At 44.9% G+C, this 18,561-nt stretch carries 14 protein-coding genes; 9 read left to right on the forward strand and 5 right to left on the reverse strand.

Annotated elements, in window-relative coordinates:
* Positions 1-20: 20 nt before the first annotated feature.
* The 9 genes from nuoG to ACJJIV_RS05915 all read left to right on the forward strand — a co-directional run bounded on the left by nuoG (position 21) and on the right by ACJJIV_RS05915 (position 10,885).
* Entirely contained in the window at positions 21-2,861 is a 2,841-nt protein-coding gene (gene nuoG, locus ACJJIV_RS05875; RefSeq protein ID WP_444891088.1) for an NADH-quinone oxidoreductase subunit NuoG, read from the forward strand.
* A 3-nt stretch (positions 2,862-2,864) separates the two neighbouring features.
* The gene (gene nuoH / locus ACJJIV_RS05880) at positions 2,865-3,821 is read left to right on the forward strand and encodes an NADH-quinone oxidoreductase subunit NuoH (protein WP_252084841.1); all 957 of its coding nucleotides are present in this window, start codon (positions 2,865-2,867) and stop codon (positions 3,819-3,821) included.
* 40 nt (positions 3,822-3,861) lie between these two features.
* Positions 3,862-4,380, forward strand: a complete 519-nt coding sequence (nuoI, locus tag ACJJIV_RS05885; protein ID WP_252084840.1) for an NADH-quinone oxidoreductase subunit NuoI — start codon at positions 3,862-3,864, stop codon at positions 4,378-4,380.
* A gap of 165 nt (positions 4,381-4,545) precedes the next feature.
* Entirely contained in the window at positions 4,546-5,070 is a 525-nt protein-coding gene (nuoJ, locus tag ACJJIV_RS05890) for an NADH-quinone oxidoreductase subunit J (RefSeq protein WP_252084839.1), read from the forward strand.
* Complete coding sequence (gene nuoK, locus ACJJIV_RS05895) at positions 5,060-5,377, forward strand: NADH-quinone oxidoreductase subunit NuoK (protein ID WP_435583630.1); 318 nt, start codon at positions 5,060-5,062, stop codon at positions 5,375-5,377. The genes nuoJ and nuoK overlap by 11 nt, the downstream gene beginning before the upstream one ends.
* Before the next feature lies 1 nt (position 5,378).
* On the forward strand, positions 5,379-7,217 hold the full coding sequence (gene nuoL, locus ACJJIV_RS05900; RefSeq protein WP_444891089.1) for an NADH-quinone oxidoreductase subunit L: 1,839 nt from the start codon (positions 5,379-5,381) through the stop codon (positions 7,215-7,217).
* Entirely contained in the window at positions 7,154-8,806 is a 1,653-nt protein-coding gene (nuoM, locus tag ACJJIV_RS05905) for an NADH-quinone oxidoreductase subunit M (protein WP_444891090.1), read from the forward strand. Before nuoL ends, nuoM begins: the two co-directional genes overlap by 64 nt.
* Complete coding sequence (locus tag ACJJIV_RS05910; RefSeq protein WP_444891091.1) at positions 8,803-10,344, forward strand: NADH-quinone oxidoreductase subunit N; 1,542 nt, start codon at positions 8,803-8,805, stop codon at positions 10,342-10,344. Before nuoM ends, ACJJIV_RS05910 begins: the two co-directional genes overlap by 4 nt.
* Positions 10,345-10,426: 82 nt before the next feature.
* Positions 10,427-10,885, forward strand: a complete 459-nt coding sequence (locus tag ACJJIV_RS05915; RefSeq protein ID WP_252084835.1) for a hypothetical protein — start codon at positions 10,427-10,429, stop codon at positions 10,883-10,885.
* A 68-nt stretch (positions 10,886-10,953) separates the two neighbouring features.
* On the opposite strand, the gene ACJJIV_RS05920 is transcribed toward ACJJIV_RS05915, so the two are convergent.
* The 5 genes from ACJJIV_RS05920 to ACJJIV_RS05940 all read right to left on the reverse strand — a co-directional run bounded on the left by ACJJIV_RS05920 (position 10,954) and on the right by ACJJIV_RS05940 (position 18,397).
* Positions 10,954-13,476 (reverse strand): TonB-dependent receptor plug domain-containing protein, encoded by a 2,523-nt coding sequence (locus tag ACJJIV_RS05920; RefSeq protein WP_444891092.1) that lies wholly within the window; start codon positions 13,474-13,476, stop codon positions 10,954-10,956.
* Positions 13,477-13,980: 504 nt separating this feature from the next.
* Entirely contained in the window at positions 13,981-14,691 is a 711-nt protein-coding gene (locus ACJJIV_RS05925; protein ID WP_444891093.1) for an aspartate/glutamate racemase family protein, read from the reverse strand.
* 119 nt (positions 14,692-14,810) lie between these two features.
* Positions 14,811-15,629, reverse strand: a complete 819-nt coding sequence (locus ACJJIV_RS05930; RefSeq protein ID WP_252084832.1) for an MBL fold metallo-hydrolase — start codon at positions 15,627-15,629, stop codon at positions 14,811-14,813.
* A 148-nt stretch (positions 15,630-15,777) separates the two neighbouring features.
* Entirely contained in the window at positions 15,778-16,281 is a 504-nt protein-coding gene (locus ACJJIV_RS05935) for a protein disulfide oxidoreductase (RefSeq protein ID WP_444891094.1), read from the reverse strand.
* Between the two features lie 82 nt (positions 16,282-16,363).
* Complete coding sequence (locus tag ACJJIV_RS05940) at positions 16,364-18,397, reverse strand: protein-disulfide reductase DsbD family protein (protein ID WP_444891095.1); 2,034 nt, start codon at positions 18,395-18,397, stop codon at positions 16,364-16,366.
* Between the last annotated feature and the right edge of the window lie 164 nt (positions 18,398-18,561).

Consider the following 18,561-nt stretch of genomic DNA (forward strand, 5'->3'; position numbering starts at 1 on the left):
AAATAAATAATGGATTAACGATGCCAACCATAACGATCGATGGCGAGAAGTATCAGGTTGATGGCGATCAAAATCTTCTCAGCAGCTGTCTGACTGTAGGTCTAAATGTCCCCTATTTTTGCTGGCACCCTGAAATGGGCTCGGTAGGTGCCTGCCGGCAATGTGCCATGATCGAATATAAAGACACTGAAGACCAATCGGGTCGATTAATTATGAGCTGTATGACACCAGTTCGAGATGGTGGTATCTACAGTGTCAATGCCGAGGCAGCAAAAGAATTTCGCGGTAGTATCATTGAAGACCTGATGACCAATCATCCCCACGACTGTCCAGTTTGTGAGGAAGGTGGTGAGTGTCACTTGCAGGATATGACTGAAATGTCAGGTCACACCATGCGCCGCTATAGGGGCACCAAGCGCACACATCGCAATCAATATCTTGGTCCATTTATCAATCATGAAATGAATCGGTGTATTACTTGCTATCGCTGTGTACGGTTTTACAACGATTATGCTGGAGGGAGTGATTTACAGGCACTCGGTCGTAATCATCAGGTTTATTTTGGTCGTCAAGAAGAAGGTCGCCTACAAAATGGCTTCAGCGGAAACTTGGTTGAAGTCTGCCCTACCGGTGTATTCACTGATAAAACATTCAGTGCACATTTTGTTAGAAAATGGGATCTACAAACAGCGCCTTCGGTTTGTGAACACTGTGCAGTAGGGTGTAACACTGCACCTGGTGCAAGAGAATCCAGCAATGGTAAGGACCCTGTACTAAGGCGTATTACCAATCTCTTCCACCACGATATAAACGGTTACTTTCTCTGCGATCGAGGTCGTTTCGGGTACGAATATGTCAATGGCTCAACACGCATTGATCAGGTATTGAGTGTACATAATGAGGAGCTTATTAGCTCCACTGCAGATTCAAAAGATAAACTTCACTGTAAAGTAAACCCCCGCGATGGTGTTCTACACCTATCGGTACAAGTCACCGCTGCTCAACGCCAACTCCGCCGGATCATTGGCGTTGGCTCTCCCCGAGCATCAATAGAAAATAATTTTGCTCTACAGCAACTAGTTGGAGCCGACAATTTCTTTTCTGGGCTAAACCGTCTCGATCAGCAATTATTGCAACAGATCAACGCTATACAGAGTGACGAACGAATAAAAAGTCCCAATACTCCAGAAATAGAATCCGCAGATGCGGTTCTGATAATCGGTGAAGATATCTATAACACGGCGCCCCGTATTGCCTTGGCTGTGCGTCAAGCAGCACGTAATCGTCAAAAAAAGCAAGCACAAAATTTAAAAATTCCTTTGTGGCAAGATGCTTCCGTAAGACAACTAGAGGGTGATCCCAGCCCGATTATTTTTATAGGAACAGAGCTTACCGACCTCACAGATATAGCCAAAACTACCCTGTTTGAGTCACCAGAAAAAGTTGTACAGTTTACTAATGCACTCACTGAGGAAATCAAAAATTCTAACAACCAGGGAACTGAAAATACCTCAGAACTACAGAAACAGATTAGACACGTGGCTCAAATACTGGAAAACGCGATTAATCCACTGATTATATCCGGAGTATCCAGCAGGCATCCCGACACTTTAAGCGCCGTAGCCAAGCTGGCTTGCGTAATAAGCGATCGCAAAAAGTCACCCACTAATCTGTATTTAAACTGTGGCGAAGTTAACAGCTTGGGATTAATTCAGCTTGTTAATGAAAGTGATAACAATCTGGATCAGCTCTTAGAGTCACTGACAACAACAAAGAATACTATTCCAACCAGTCTTGTTGTGCTGGAAAATGATCTATATCGGCGACTGGATACACCATCTGCAGAGAAGATTTTTTCTCTAGTGGATGAAGTTATTCTGATGGATTCTCTACTTACGCCTACCGCCAAGAGAGCCAACTGGATCTTCCCAGCATCTACAACGGCCGAATCACAAGGTACTTATATAAATAATAATGGTTTAGCCCAGCGGTTTTATGCAGTCTATGAAGGCAAAGGGTACATTCAGGAGAGCTGGCGCTGGCTAGTAGATGCTGTAGATTTCTGTACTGAGAAGTCCGCTAACCTCTCAGTGATCAACAGCTGGAAGCACAGTACAGATCTCAGTAATGCCATAGCGAAGGAGTTCACGACACTGGGGGTTCTCGCTGATCTCGGCCCCAATGAAGACTATCGCATTGATGGTCTTAAGATCGCTCGACAAAGTGCCCGTTATAGTGGGCGTACCGCTATCCACGCCCAACAACATGTTTCAGAAACACCCCCTATTAAAGATCCTGATGCTCCCATGAGCTTCAGTATGGAAGGCATACACAATCCCAATAAAACTCCACTCCAGGCAAATATTTGGTCACCAGGATGGAACTCCAACCAATCTATCTTTAAGTTTCAACAACAAGTTGGTGGTGAGCGTAAAGGGGGGCCGTCAGGCAAAAGAATTGAACGAGCTCCACGACCTATCTCTGAATACCTCCCCTCTAGTGGTGAATTAGAGCATCCATCAGAAACCTCCAATAAAGTACAGATGCTTCCCATTTATCGCCTCTTTGGTAGTGAGGAACTCAGTAACCAATCAATGTCTCTCTCTGAGATTATTGATGCTCCATTTATATTAATACATCCAGATACCCTAGCTCACTACACTCTGACTATGGGAGAACTGGTAGATATAGAAACCAGCAATGACACCCATAGAGCAGAAATAAGACCCTGCAACACCATACCCCATGGGTGTATTGGTGTGCCTTTTGGATTACCGGGAATGGAGAGCCTGGCTCCTCAGATTCCTGGCTATGCCTCTCTACGTCCGGCAGTGGCACCTATGATTAGCGAGGATCAATAAGCCATGAGTACACCAATCTGGATTACTCTGCTCAATATTTTCGGTGTACTTATCGTTACCGTGTTACTCGCAGCTATTCTCACTTGGGGAGAGAGACGACTTCTTGGATTTTGGCAGGATCGGCCAGGTCCAAATCGGGTGGGTCCCTTCGGCACATTACAAGTTCTTGCCGATATGATTAAGCTGTTCTTTAAAGAAGACTTCATTCCTCGGTTTGCCGATATTCCTGTCTTTGTTCTAGCGCCTACAGTCGTTATGGCAACCATGCTGATTGCTTTTGCCGTAGTGCCCATGTCACCAAGTATTGGGGTTGCCGATCTTAATATTGGTCTACTGTTTGTGCTTGCAATGAGCTCCATTGCCGTTTACAGCATCATCCTTGGTGGCTATGCCTCTAATAATAAGTATGCGCTACTAGGTGGTCTCCGAGCCGCCGCACAGACAGTCTCCTATGAAGTCTTTATGGGGTTGAGCCTGATGGGTGTAGTGATGATGTCCGGTAGTTTCAATTTGAGGGATATTGTCAATGCCCAGGCGGACACCTGGTTTATTGTGCCCCAGTTTCTAGGTTTTATTGTTTTCTTTATTGCCGGTATCGCCGAGAGTCGCAGGACACCCTTTGACCTCCCCGAGGCAGAACATGAATTAACAGCAGGATTTCATACTGAGTATTCAGGTATGAAGTTTGGAATGTTTTTTGTTGGTGAATACCTTGCTGTAATTCTGATATCCGCACTAATCACCACTTTATTTCTAGGAGGATGGCATGGCCCTCTACTCCCTCCTATTATCTGGTTCTGCCTCAAAACTGCTTTTCTGGTTGCCATTTTCATTCTATTGCGTGCAGCCCTTCCTCGTCCTCGATACGACCAGTTGATGAAATTTGGCTGGAAGGTCATGTTGCCCTTGTCTCTGTTTAATCTGCTCGCAACCGCTGGAGTACTGTTATGGATCGCCTAGGCATTCAATCACATCCCCACAGTATTGCAGGAGGACGGAAATGATCGCCAGTCAAATTCGCAGTATGTGGTTAATATTTAAACACCTATTCCGGCGTAATGTCACCGTTCAGTATCCAGAGGAGAAACCTTACCTAGCACCACGCTACCGTGGGAGAATTATTTTAAGCCGGGATCCCAATGGCGAGGAGCGCTGCGTAGCCTGTAATCTTTGTGCAGTTGCCTGCCCGCCAGATTGTATTTCTTTACAGAAAACCGAAGATCCTGATGGTCGTTGGCGTCCAGAATATTTCCGTATTAATTTTTCGCGCTGCATCATGTGTGGACTCTGTGAAGATGCATGCCCAACTTATGCTATCCAATTAACACCTGATTTTGAAATGTGTGAATACGATCGTCAAAACATGGTGTATGAAAAGGAAGATCTATTGATCGATGGACCAGGAAAATATCACGACTATAGTTTTTATCAGGTCGCAGGCAAAGCCATAAAAGGAAAAGATAAGGGCCAGGCAGATAATGAAGCAGAGCCAATTAATGTTAAGGGCCTGAATCTATAGCTTTAAAAATACACATCATTATTGGCCCCAACAATCATCAACAAGCCAACAGTCGCCGGCAAAGAAAACAATAATTAAAAACAACAAAAATAATTCACTAAACAAGAAAAGTCGCTGAGAAAAAATCACTCAACCGACTAACACAATACCAGGGAGCCGAAAGGCATGAATCTTATCTTCTATTTGACAGCTGCCATAGCCGTAGCGTCCACAACCATGGTTATTTTTCATAAAAATGCTGTACATGCCCTTCTTTATCTAGTGACATCGCTACTCGCAGTGGCTGTAATCTTTTATCAATTTGGAGCCCCTCTCGCTGCTGCTCTAGAAGTGATTATTTATGCCGGGGCAATTATGGTATTGATTATTTTTGTCATTATGATGCTCAACCAGGGAGATTCCACTGTAGCTCAGGAACAGGCGTGGCTTCAGCCCAGAACCTGGATCGGCCCGGCTTTATTGTCTGCCTTATTATTAGCTCAACTTATTATATTGGTGAGTAATGGACAAATCTCTTCAAGTCAAACCTATCACTACATAGGCCCCAAACAAGTAGGTATCGCGCTATTTAGCCACTATGTTCTCGCTGTAGAGTTGGCTTCAATGTTATTGCTGGCTGGATTAGTTGGTGCATTTCACTTAGCTCGTCGTAGAAATATTGATTCAGAGGGATCTAATAATGCCAATTGAAACCGCACCAGGTCTTGAGGCAGGTGTTCTACTTGCAGCCATCCTTTTTTGCTTGGGACTGGCAGGATTAATGATGCGAAGAAATGTCATTTTCATGCTGATGTGTGTGGAGATTTGCACAAATGCTGCAGCACTGATGTTCGTAGTCGCTGGTGCACATTGGGGGAATGCTGATGGCCAGGTAATGTTCCTATTTGTCGTCACTCTTGCGGCAGCTGAAGTAGCAATTGCGCTTGCTTTAGTTCTGCAATTTTATCATCGCAAGCATACTGTTGATATTGATCAATTAAATGAACTGAGAGGCTAACATGCAGGGCCTATTAGCTTGGGTGCCACTTTTACCACTGATTGGCTTCCTCACATTGGTAGCTATCCCACTATTTCATCGGGATGAGCCTTCGCAAAAAGTGATTGCCTATATCGGCGTAGGCAGTGTTGGCTTGGCTGCTCTATTTACAATAATTGTGGCTATTGTTTTATTTTGGGGGAATCCCTCTGAATCAATCAATATTTCTCTATGGTCGTGGATGTTGGTGGACAACCTGAAACTAGGTTTCAATTTTCACGTGGACTGGCTAACCATGGTGATGTTACTGATTATCACTGGTGTTGGGTTTCTTATCCACCTCTATTCAGTGGGCTATATGCGGGAAGACCTGGATTTCCGCCGTTACTTCGCTTACCTAAACCTGTTTGTCTGTGCCATGTTGATTCTGGTTTTGGCTGATAATCTGGTCTTACTTTATCTTGGCTGGGAGGGTGTTGGACTCTGCAGCTATCTTCTGATTGGTTTTTGGTATAAGGATCCAGCCAATGGAGCAGCTGCCCAAAAAGCTTTTATCGTCACCCGTATTGGTGATACGGCAATGGCTATCGGCTTGTTTCTGCTTTTCTATGAATTCTCAACACTAAACATTCCTGAGCTTGTCTCGACCATAAACGGTCCAGATGTAAACAATGACATAGTCACTTTAGCGTGCCTTCTCTTACTGGGTGGTGCCGTGGGTAAGTCGGCACAATTACCACTGCAAACCTGGCTACCTGATGCCATGGCTGGTCCAACACCAGTGAGTGCCCTGATACATGCTGCCACTATGGTTACCGCAGGTGTATATTTAATTGCCCGTATGCATCCTCTTTATATGTTATCGGAAGTGGCAATGACCGCTGTGGCAGCCGTTGGCGCTCTCACACTACTTCTGGCTGGCTTCAGTGCAATAGCTCAAAGTGACATAAAAAGAGTACTCGCCTACTCCACAATTAGTCAGATCGGTTACATGTTTCTTGCTTTAGGCGTTGGTGCTTGGTCTGGCGCTATTTTTCACTTAATGACTCATGCATTTTTTAAGGCCCTGCTATTCCTATCTGCAGGATCAGTAATTTTAAGCCTGCATCATGAACAAAATGTTTTTTCAATGGGTGGACTCTATCGAAAAATACCACTCACTTTTATTTGTTTTACCATTGGATGTGCATGCCTTGCTGCACTTCCCTTCACCTCAGGATTCTATAGTAAAGACCATATATTATTGAGCGCCTGGGAATATCACCAAGGCATTAACATCTTGTGGCTCGCCGGCATACTCGGAGCACTCGTAACTGGAATTTACAGTTTCCGTGTATTATTTCTCGTGTTTTTGGGAAGAGAGGGTCAAGCTTCCACTCATTGTAAAGATGCCAATATTCCTGTAATGAGCATACCTCTCTGTATTCTCGCAGTGTTGGCATTATTTGGTGGCTTATTGGCCCCGCCGCTGCAATCCGTATTTGGTGTTCGCCCAGACGAAGCCCACTCCCCCTGGATCGAAGGCACTGCTATTGCAATGCCATTAATAGGCCTTGCCATTGCCTGGAAGTTATTCCGTCATGAGCAAAGAACAGGAGAACAACGTTCAAGTCTATTGCAGTTCTGGTTCTCCGGCTGGGGATTCGATTGGATATACGATCATCTACTGGTGCGACCTTTCAAGTTTCTTACTCAAATAAACCACAATGATATTATTGATAGTATTTACAAAGGCACCGCAATAATTAGCCGACAAATGCATGCTCTTCTAAGTACCTCGCAAAATGGACAAGTGCGTTGGTACCTAACTACCTTCGCCGTTGGTTCCATTCTATTCCTCGCACTTCTGGTGGCGTTATGACCCTTTTAACGATCATTATTATATTGTTCGCCGGCGGCGTGCTAGCCTGGCTAGCTGAGCGCTATTTTAAAACTGGTGGGCGCTGGATCAGTATGATCAGCTTATTACTTGCCGCCTTATTACTCACAAACTACTCAACATTTATTCATTCAACAGAAGTTGGCACATCGGAGCCTTGGTGGGAGAGTTTACAAATACCCTGGATTCCCAGATTTGGAATTGACTTCCATTTAGCCATTGATGGCTTAAGTTTTCTCATGCTGGTACTGACACTGGCAATGGGAATTTTTGGGATAGTAATGACCTGGAATGATATTAATTTTCGCAGAGGTTTCTTCTATTTCAATTACCTATGGACTTTAGCCGGTGTTGTTGGTGTCTTTACCGCTATTGATCTTTTCCTTTTCTTCTTTTTCTGGGAAGTCATGCTGATACCCATGCTGTTCTTAATCGCAGTATGGGGTTATGAGCAACGTATTTACGCCGCAATCAAGTTCTTTATTTTTACTCAAGCAAGCAGTCTTCTAATGCTTATTGCGATAGTTGCTCTTGTTTATATCCACTACACCAACACCGGGCAGCTCACTTTTAATTACAATGCCCTACTAGATGCCCGTCTATCACCCGGAATTGCCTACTGGATAATGCTAGGGTTCTTTGTTGCTTTCATAGTCAAATTACCAGCTTTACCTTTCCATACTTGGTTACCAGACGCGCATACTCAGGCACCTACAGCAGGGAGTATCCTGCTGGCCGCCATTCTCCTTAAAACGGGCGCTTATGGCTTGTTGCGCTTCAACCTACCGCTATTTCCTGAACGCTCAATAGCATTTGCACCGGTAGCAATGACTATTGGAGCACTCAGTATTATTTACGGAGCAATGCTCGCCTTTGCTCAAAGAGACATGAAGAGGTTGGTAGCTTATTCCAGTGTTAGCCATATGGGGTTTGTGTTACTTGGCTTGTATGCCCTTGATACTATTGCTATTCAAGGAGCTGTTATGCAAATGATCGCTCACGGCTTGAGCACTGCAGCTTTATTTGCCCTGGTGGGTGCTATTCAGCACCGCTTTCACACCAGAGATATGCACCAGTTGGGCGGTCTTTGGGCCAGATTGCCAAAGTTATCCGCCGTTGCGCTTTTCTTCGCAGTAGCATCTCTGGGCCTACCTGGTTTAGGCAATTTTGTTGCTGAGTTCACCGTACTCGTAGGTAGTTTCCGAAGTAATCACTGGCTTACAGCCCTGGCAGCAGTTGGACTCATTGGTGCAGCGCTCTATGCTTTACTCATGATGCAAAAGGTATTCTTTGGGAAACTGAACAAGCGACTGGAAAAGCCGATTCAGGAGTACGAGGCTACAGATCTCAGCATACGGGAATCTAGCGCCCTCCTCACTCTCGCCGTCCTATTAGTCTTTATCGGTTTACGCCCACAACCAGTTTTTGATATTGCCGATCCAACTGTTCAACGGTCCGCAACAAGAATTGATGCTGTTTTAAATGATCAGAAAATCTTAAATGAACAATTATCATCTCAGACTCTCTCACCCAAGCTTAAACCGACCTCAGTTGAGGATAACACCCCATGAGTGCACAGGAACTTTTTGGAATACTGCCACTACTGATACTTAGTGCAGGTATAGTTATTCTATTATTACAGGTATCTTTTTGGCGTGGGCACCTGGGCGCATTGGTAACCACCCTAATCACTCTACTGCTTGCCATGGCTTCTTGCTTTTGGGTTGCCGATGAACTAACTGGTGCGACAAGCTCGCTTCAGGTAACTGAGCTTATCCTGATCGATTACACTGCATTATTTTTCACACTTATATTACTGGTAACCGCCTTTGCCGTCAGTATTATGGGGTTCAACTACCTACGTCTACGCTGTGACCCAAAAGGAGTAGCTGGTAGTTATCCAGAGGAATATTATATTTTATTGCTTCTGGCAATGCTTGGTGCCTGCACTCTGATTTTCTCCAGCCATTTTGCTACATTTTTCCTGGGACTTGAGTTAATTAGCCTCTCTCTTTATCCTATGCTAGGTTTTTCCTTAACTGGCGATCTATCCCCAAAAAGAGAGCAGCTTCAGTCCCTTGAATCAGCCATTAAATATTTAATTCTATCAGCACTATCCACTGCATTAGGCCTGTTCGGTATTGCGCTTATTTATAGCGCTTCTGGCGCGCTAGACTTTACCGGCATAGCTTCTCGAATTACCGAGTTATCCCAGACCTCCACGCTATTTGCGACTGGAGTTACTTTATTTCTTATCTCTGTGGCTTTTAAATTATCACTTGTGCCCTTTCATATTTGGACACCTGATGTTTACCAAGGGGCCCCCACGCCAACAACAGCCTTGATTGCAACCGTAGCCAAAGGGGCGGTTATTGGCTTCCTATTACGTTTCTTTAATACTCTGGACCTATACAGCAGCAAAACTTTAATCGATATGCTTTCTATTGCAGCCATAGCCAGTATGATTGTAGGAAATCTTCTCGCATTAATGCAGTCGAATATCAAACGCCTTTTAGCCTACTCTTCAATTGCACATATCGGTTATTTGATTGTGGCTTTTATCATAGGAAAAAGCACCTTTGGCACAGAGGCCGTTATTTATTACTTGATAGCTTACATAATTACTACCCTAGGTGCTTTTGCGATAGTGGGCTTGGTCGCCGATTCGGTTGAAGAAAAAGTGCTCAGTGGAGAGTACCCTGAAAATCCCACTTCAGATAGCCAGAACCCCTATCAGCGTGCATTTTATCAGGGGTTGCTTTGGCGCTCCCCCTGGTTGGCCAGCTGTTTCGCTGCCATGCTCCTTTCCCTTGCCGGCATACCGCTAACTATTGGCTTCATTGGCAAGTTCTACGTGTTTACAGCAGGGGTTGAGGGTGAAATGTGGGGGCTTCTAGCGGGTGTGGTTATCGGTAGTGCTCTGGGACTTTTCTATTATCTAAGACTACTTCTTACCCTAGTACAGCGTGATAGCTCCCTGAATACAACCTCTAACGGCACAGTACAAATTGCTGCATCTGGCCAGTTGTTACTACTGGCACTGACGGGGGCTCTGTTAGTATTCGGTATTTTTCCTCAGATCTTGATCAACTGGATAAATGCACTATAAAGATTAATTAGGGTATGGCCGCAAGAAGATACGACCTGTTTTCCGCCCAATAACAATTTCCTGGGTATCAAAGGGCAGACCTATGAAGACTTTCAAGCAGGCATTTGAAATCATTCAGGATGCAGAAAAGTTTCACCTGGATATGGCAGACCTTTACGAGAATTTACTTGAAAAATCTGAAGATTATCGAACTCAGCTGTTATTAAGGCATATGTTAGAGCATGAACAACGTATGGCGAGAAACCTCTCAAACTATGGAGAAATCGCCCAGCAAAAGGTCATGCAGACCTGGTTGCAGTACACCCATGAAGAATCCGCCCACGATTTTATTCGTCAACTGCCACTTAGTGACCCCCCCACTATCAAAGAGGTCAATAATATTGGAAGGGAAGTAGACCGATATTTTTCCAGTCTTTACGAAGCGGTGTACGGCGCTATTGAGTCCATGGAAGTAAAAGAAGTCTTTGAGGACTTGAAGCAGATACAAGACAAAGAACGTATCACCTTATCTATGGCAACTAACTCTCTCTGGGACATGTAAAAAAGCCCGCACAAAGCGGGCTTTTTTATAGTAACGAAAGCTTTTAAGTAAAGCTATTCACTAAGGGCTTAAAACTCATACTGTGCACGTACGTAGTAGAGCGCACCATTAAAGCCCATTGGTGCTGTCTCGGGGTATTCAGCGCCTGCAACACCTGACCAGGGGTTCTTATCTGGGTAGTTATTAAACAGATTTTCAGCCCCTGCGATCAGCGACAGCGAATCGCTAAAGTCATAGGCACCCTCTATATCCACAGTCCACTCATCACCGGCATCAATGGGTAGGCTGTAATCATCCAGGTGCGCTTCCCAGTAGCTGCCATAGTAGTTCAATCGAACTAGACCACGCCATCCTTCACCCGCATGAGAAATGGTTGCATTACCACGAATGTTGGGTAGACCATCTTCCAACTGCCCAAGGCGCATATCACTGATGGTTTCTTCCCGATACTTGGTGACTTCTGTATCAGTCCAGTTTGCTGCGAAACTTAAGTCAGTGGCATCTCCGAGCGGATAGGTTGCCACCACATCAATTCCACGGGTCTTGGTGTCGAAGTCATTGGTATAAAAGCGAATCGAGGTTAGAGAATCAGCTCCGCTAATACCATCGGCTACTAGTTGCGCTTTTTCCGCTTCACTTAGTTCCTGATCCGCAGACTGGGTGATACGATCACTTACGGAAATTTGGAAATAATCGAGGGTAATATCCCAGTCACCGGCAGCAATAATGGCGCCAATAGTAAAGTTTTTCGACTCTTCAGGTTGTAGTTGCTTTCCACCCTTTAATACCGCAACAGGGTTTGTCGGTGGGATAGTACCTTTATTCTCTAGCTGACCATCTGCAAAAGCCGTAGTCACATTACTTATATTTGACTGGGCTGGTGTAGGTGCACGAAAGCCGGTACTGTATGTAGAGCGCAAGGCGATTACATCATTAATTGCCCAATGTCCGGAAACCTTATAGTTGAAAGTACTACCGAAGTCTGAGAAATCTTCCCAGCGTAGGGCTGTGCCCAAACGAAGATTATCAGTCGCTTCCAGTTCAAAGTCGGTATAGAGCGCAATATTATCGCGGTCGAAAGTACCAATAACTTCAGGTCCGAACCCAGAAAAACCATTAGAACCGATAAGGAATTCTTGTTCTGTCAATGGACCTTGAGTCCATGAGGCTTCATCCCCCATATTGACTTCGAACTCTTCCTCACGCCACTCAAAGCCCCCGGCCATATACAATGCCTTACCGGAAATTTCAGTAGCCTTGGTCAGGTCAATATTAAAATTGGTCTCAGTTTGCGCATAACCACCAGGGCTAAAGCTGGTTGGGGTATTTGGGCCCATTGTGGCATTAATGGTATTGTAGATATGGAAATCTACTTTGTTCTGGCCCCTACTGGCACTGACATCGTAACCAATACCATTGGCCAATTCACCACGTAACCCGAAGACCATGGAGTAATCTTCTAGATCACCACCAAAGCGTGGAGTAAACCCGCCAGGGAACATCTCGGTAAAGGAGAAACATTCATCGAGATCATGGGCTTCAGAGACACTGACATTCTGACAATTATCAATACCATTGCTGGGATCTAAGTCACCTATCAGAGGTAAAACAACCTCCTTGTCAGGGACCCCATCACCATTTGTGTCAATCTTATCCTTATAGGTAAAAACCCCATCTCGATTTTCTGGATTACGGAAATAGAATCCTCCATCGGTGGAACGGCTGGCATAGTTACCAAAGGCATATAGTTCAGCAGTATCGTTCAGCTCAATGGCACTGTTAATAAAGAACTTAGTGTCATCATCAACTTCGGGCTGACCCCAAATTTGCGCTGGATTAGCAACATGAGTATTGCCATCGGCGATCAGCTGCGCAGCATCGTCCCGCTGGGTACTGCGGCTTGTGGAGTCCTGCTCGCGATACTCCATACTGAAGTTTACAAAACCAGAATCGGTCAACGGCAGGCCAAAGTTGGCAGCAACCATACTCTGGTCGCCATCACCCTCGGCAGTGGTAGCATGCTTCACCTCAACGGTGCCACCCTCAGCAGCATCTTTAAGCTGGAAGTTAATCACCCCAGCAATGGCATCAGAGCCGTACTGAGCGGCCGCACCGTCACGGAGTACTTCAACTTGTTTCAGTGCTATGGCTGGTATAGCAGAGATGTCCGGGCCCTGAGCGCCATCTGATACGCCACTACCAAGGAAAGCAATCACAGAAGCACGGTGGCGGCGCTTACCGTTTACTAGAACCAGGGTGCTATCGGGCGGCAGTCCACGCAGGTTGGCCGGGCGTACAATCGATGCGGCATCGGAGATCGGCTTGGCATTGACATTGTAGGAAGGCACAACATTGCGCAGCAGGTTGTTGAGGTCACCATCACCTTGGTTAACAAATTCGTCACCAGTAACGATATCGATAGGTGCGGAGGAATCCGTAGCCGAACGCCCCTCAACACGGGTACCGATAGTGATGACTTCCTCCAGAAGTGCATCCTCGGCAACTGCGGGGCTGGACACAGCGGCAACCGCCATTGCCAATAGCGATGGCGCGCCACAGGCCGCTAGCCAACGCTTCTTATTTTCTTTCATGTAATTACCCTGTCAATTATTGGTTTTATCTTCCAATGCTAATCGATCATTTTTCGGCAGTGTGGTACCGGGTACGAAGCAATCTATCCTGATTGGAACAGTACGTGCCGAATAGCGTACTGATATAGCCCGCCCCTCCAATGATGGACATCATCATTCTTCATCACTGCAAGAAGCGTGACACAGGTAAAAAATGCCAGCAAAAATGGAAAATTAAAATACCTAAATAACAGGTATTTACAATTTAAATCATGTCTATTGAGGTGATAATGACATTCATGTCACTTTGAGAATTCACAGCAAAACGAACTAAAGGAGATTAATAGGAAGTAATTTTCAGAGTACTAGGTAGGCAACTGTCATACAAACAAAGGATATGCGAAATAGTAACTGATTTTTACTCCAGAGTGAAATAGCCCATCCTAAAAAGGTAAAATAAGTAGGGACCAACATCCACATAAAGGTATTGGACCCCAATATATTCCTATAGGCCCCAAAAACTAACTAGGAAGCGTTCAAGGAAAATTCCACAGCTTTATTCGCATGAATTTGAGTAGTATCCAACAGTGGGATAGTCACATCCTCTTGTGAAACCAGCATACCAATCTCGGTACAGCCAAGAATCACACCATCCGCCCCTTGAGCTGACAACGAGTGGATAATACGCAGATATTGCTGCTTTGATGCAACTTCAACTTTGCCCTTACAAAGCTCCTCATAAATTACCCGATGGACAATTTCCCTATCCGCGGCTGTGGGAACTATCAGGTTTATTCCGTACTTTTCCTGAAGGTATTTACGATAAAAATCCTGTTCCATGGTGAAAGCAGTACCCAGCAACCCTACCTTATTGACTTTATCTCTAAGTAAAACTTCAGCTACAGCATCGGCAATATGTAAGAGAGGAATACCTACGGAAGCCGTCACCTGATCCGCGACTTTATGCATGGTGTTGGTACAAATTAGAATGCAATCTGCCCCAGCAGCTTCCAACGCTTTGGCGGCTTGTGCTAAAAGGTAGCCTGCCTCATCCCAGTTACCGGATCGCTGTAGCTTCTCCACTTTATAAAAGTCGACACTGTATAAAATAATCTCTGCTGAATGTAATCCTCCAAGACATCGATTGACCCCTTGGTTAATTAACCTGTAATAAAGCTGTGTACTCTCCCAGCTCATACCACCAATTAGGCCAACTTTTCTAACTTCACGCTTCACTACTTGCTCACCTAACTTTTATAAAATTAAGCAACAAATTTAAAGTAACCCAGAAGTAAAAACAACCAATAGAAAAACAATCAGATAAAAGAAATAAAAATATAAAATATGGCTAATAGCTACTCGGTGTACTTTGATGGATCCATGGACATACAAGAAGCAATCAGGTTTCTTTTACTGAAGTTATAACCTGAAAGAAGAGCCATCATATTCTCCCTCCCCAAAAGGCGACGAGTAATTTCTTTAAGTGATACTCCCTGGCGCCCCAACTCCTGAGCAGAACTCGACAGGTTAAGCAAGTAATCATACTTTTCTTGAAGCCTTTTCTTACCATTCTCTACCAAACCCCGATGGGGACATAAGATAAGATCAAATTCATATTGAAGTACTTTGCGCATGCTTTTCATCAAAACCGGAATACTCTCATCCTTACGCAACATTTTTAGATGACTGGCCACATAGAGGTCAGCAGTAAAAATCCAGCCCCGGTCTTCCATCAGGTAACAGGTCATATCCTTAGCATGGCCTGGTGCAGCGATAGGTATTGTTTTCTCACCGGCTATACGCAGATCTTTTGGCAATTCGGCTGCTTCAGCCAGACCGGCAGCTCCCCAAATTAGCCTTTGAATTGGCGGTATACGAAAACCCCGTTTAAGAATTTCTATAGTGGCTTTGGGCGCACGAGGTTGAACTCCTGTCAACTTATAGATTGCGCCGGCATTGCCGCTATGATCCTCATGATGGTGAGTAAGAAGCAGCTGACGAAACGGTTTGTTTTTCACAAACCACTTGACATACTTCCATTGATTGCTAGGCCCTGTATCAATAATGGTATCTTTTAAGCGATAAACAATAAATGTGGTATTGATCCCAAAATCAAATCTGCCAACTCTCTGCGCATCAAGATCTTTGTAGTCAAATGAATCAATGACCGACACACAAGCCTCCCATGCCTGAGACCGAAAAATTGAGAAGACTAGAGATTTAAGATAGTTATACCTCAGTGAGAAGGTCTAGATATCTGATAAAGTAGGGATAAAATTGGTGACACCATCGACCTATTGAGTCATTAATCTGCTAAAAAGGCTATTCCGTGAGTTCCATACGCAATTTCAAGCCAAGCTTGGTGGTAGCACCACTGGTAGTCCAGGCAATCTTTCCGTCACTCCCCACAATAATCATCGTTGGCGTTACTTTGATTCCCCAGCGGGAACTTATTCTGCCCACGGGGTCATTGATTGTAGGAAACTTCAGATTGTGCCGGAGCATATATTTCTCTACCTCATCCTCATCACCAGATCGCATGGCAATTCCCAAAACCTGATATTCCCGCGCCAGCTCAGATATTTTGGGAGATACTATACGGCAATAAGGGCACCAGGAGCCCCAAAAGTAAATAAGGACTGGTCCATGAGTTGCCATCTCTTTAAGGTTTAACAAGTTTCCATTTATGGTTTTACCTTCTAGTGGTGGAGCTGTGTCTTTGGGAAGGTCTCTTTGCTGGTAATAGCCAACCGCAGCCATTACCACTATAGCTAGCATAGAAAAGGCTACTATTTTTACCGCCGCCCGGTACCATTGAATTTGCACCGTAAACTTTTCCTATATTTTGAATTTTTCTAGCCAATTTTGGAAATCCATCACACCCAGTACAACTAAGAGTGGTTCAACTCTATCGCTCCTCATCCTCTTCGTTGTTATTACTATCTTCGAACAAATCGACAATCATAAATTCCTGCAATACCTGGGGTAGAAGCTTGGGTCTCTTTGCTCCAGCAGGATACCAAGCATAAACAGGGATTGAGTTGCGCCCTAATGCGGCCAGGGATTCAGTAATTTCTGGGTCTTCTCGAGTCCAATCGGCACGCAGTAACAAAACATTATTATCCTGAAAGAGTTTTAATGTTTCCTCTTTATCAAGCACTCGCTTTTTATTTACCTGACAGGTAACACACCAAGCAGCTGTATAGTCGACAAACACTGAACGCTTTTCTTGTTGCGCCTGTTTAAGCAGTTCAGGATCATACTTTTGCCATGAAACTAAAGTTTGTATCATTTTCTGATCTGCTCGCTCCATAACCTTAAAAGCTAACGGCAAACTGATAAATAAGAGCCCCCAGGAAATTCCCCTAATTAAACCTGTGGAGTTATGTATCATCCAGAGGATAATCGTTGCTATCAGTACCATAGAGGTACCCATTAGCCAACCCATCTCTCCTTCCATTCGACCCAGAATCCAAAGGAGCCAAATCACTGTAGCGTAGAGCGGAAAAGCCAGAAATTGGCGAAGTTTTTCCATCCATGGTCCCGGAGATGGAAGCCTTCTTAGGAGTGATGGGCTAACACAGAGAATTAAGAATGGAGCTGCTAAACCAATCCCCATAGAGACAAAGATAAGCATGGCCTCCAGTGGAGGTAATATTGTTGCAGAACCCAACGCTACGCCCATAAATGGTCCAGTACAGGGTGCAGCAACAAACACTGCAAGGGCACCTGTACCAAAGGTTCCCCCTTTACTCAGGCCTGCAACCTTCACCAAGTGTTGACCAAATTCAAAGACTCCATGAAAAGACATGGCCATCACCCAAAATAATACAATCAGGCTCAACACCACTTCAGGGGACTGAAGTTGAAAACCCCACCCTATAGATGCCCCTCCTGCTCGAAGTAGTAAAAGTAACAAGCCTAGGATCGTAAAGGTGCTAACCACGCCAGCAGCATAAATGAGCCCTTCCAACGGGCGAGAACCACCGCTATAGCCCTCCCCTATTAAGCCAAGCAGCTTAATTGAAAGAACAGGAAAAACACAGGGCATCAGATTCAATATAACCCCGCCAATAAATGCCGTGAGGATGATCAGCCAAATGGGACGCCACTTCTCAGTAGGTAGAGGGCTACCGAAGGAGACATCATCAAACTTCCAGGCCTGTTTTCCATCACTGATGACAAAACTAGTTACCGCGGGAGTAGTCGCCTCAGGCTGGCGCTGGAAGAGATAGATGAGTGACCAACCATCTCGTCGGACCCTTGGCTTGGCGGGAGAGATGACTTTTCCATCCAGTGGAAAAACCTGTGGTACCTGACCTTTCTCACGTGCTTCAATCAACAGGCGTATGCGGTCTTTTCCTTGAGGAACCAGCGATTTTATCATCCAAGGGCTGCTTTCACTCGAGATAGGCACTCTCTCTGCAAAGTAATCCCTTATTATCAAGTCATCTCCTGTCCATTTGGGCTGCTTCCCAACAGGGCGGGTTAAGGTTATGGTGCCACGTCCTGGAATGCACTCGATCTTACACACAAGCCATTCAAGATCCGCTTTCAAAGCGACTTGCTCAGCTCCTGACTTGGGTTTCAGGTCAAAAAGATAGGCAACACTGCTCTCATAACCCAGGTTTGTAAGGTGTTCCACCTTCAAACGAGTTGGAAAAGGCCATTCAATATTTCCTATGCTTGCCCCCGAAGCCTGTATATTAAAACGGGGCGCGGCTCCGGAATCTCCCGGGTTTCGCCAATACACGTGCCACTCAGGGTCCACCTCGAAGTAGATACCAATTTTTTCGGTGCGTACTTCTTCAAAACTAGAAGGGGCCAACCAACGTATACGCACATGATCGCCGGAAGTCTCTTCCTGTGCATAAAGGAAAGAACCATAAAAAAAAGCCAATCCACTAATGATGATTATCAAGACAAACTTGATTTTAAACACACTCTTTTCCTTGGGCCTTATGCCTGGGAAATTTAAAAATGCAATACTGGTTATCTATGAACACTATACTGAGAGATAACCACTTAAGATCAATAAATTGGACGCAGATTACCCCGTCAATATCCCCTTACTCACTTTGGTAATTAGACGCAGGTTCTCGTTTG

This window comes from Microbulbifer mixtoriginis (SeqCode), from assembly GCF_052466765.1.

Coding starts and splice junctions, on each gene's coding strand:
- nuoG (WP_444891088.1), top strand. CDS start 21: ATGCCAACCATAACGATCGATGGCGAGAAGTATCAGGTTGATGGCGAT.
- nuoH (WP_252084841.1), top strand. CDS start 2,865: ATGAGTACACCAATCTGGATTACTCTGCTCAATATTTTCGGTGTACTT.
- nuoI (WP_252084840.1), top strand. CDS start 3,862: ATGATCGCCAGTCAAATTCGCAGTATGTGGTTAATATTTAAACACCTA.
- nuoJ (WP_252084839.1), top strand. CDS start 4,546: ATGAATCTTATCTTCTATTTGACAGCTGCCATAGCCGTAGCGTCCACA.
- nuoK (WP_435583630.1), top strand. CDS start 5,060: ATGCCAATTGAAACCGCACCAGGTCTTGAGGCAGGTGTTCTACTTGCA.
- nuoL (WP_444891089.1), top strand. CDS start 5,379: ATGCAGGGCCTATTAGCTTGGGTGCCACTTTTACCACTGATTGGCTTC.
- ACJJIV_RS05910 (WP_444891091.1), top strand. CDS start 8,803: ATGAGTGCACAGGAACTTTTTGGAATACTGCCACTACTGATACTTAGT.
- ACJJIV_RS05915 (WP_252084835.1), top strand. CDS start 10,427: ATGAAGACTTTCAAGCAGGCATTTGAAATCATTCAGGATGCAGAAAAG.
- ACJJIV_RS05920 (WP_444891092.1), bottom strand. CDS start 13,476: ATGAAAGAAAATAAGAAGCGTTGGCTAGCGGCCTGTGGCGCGCCATCG.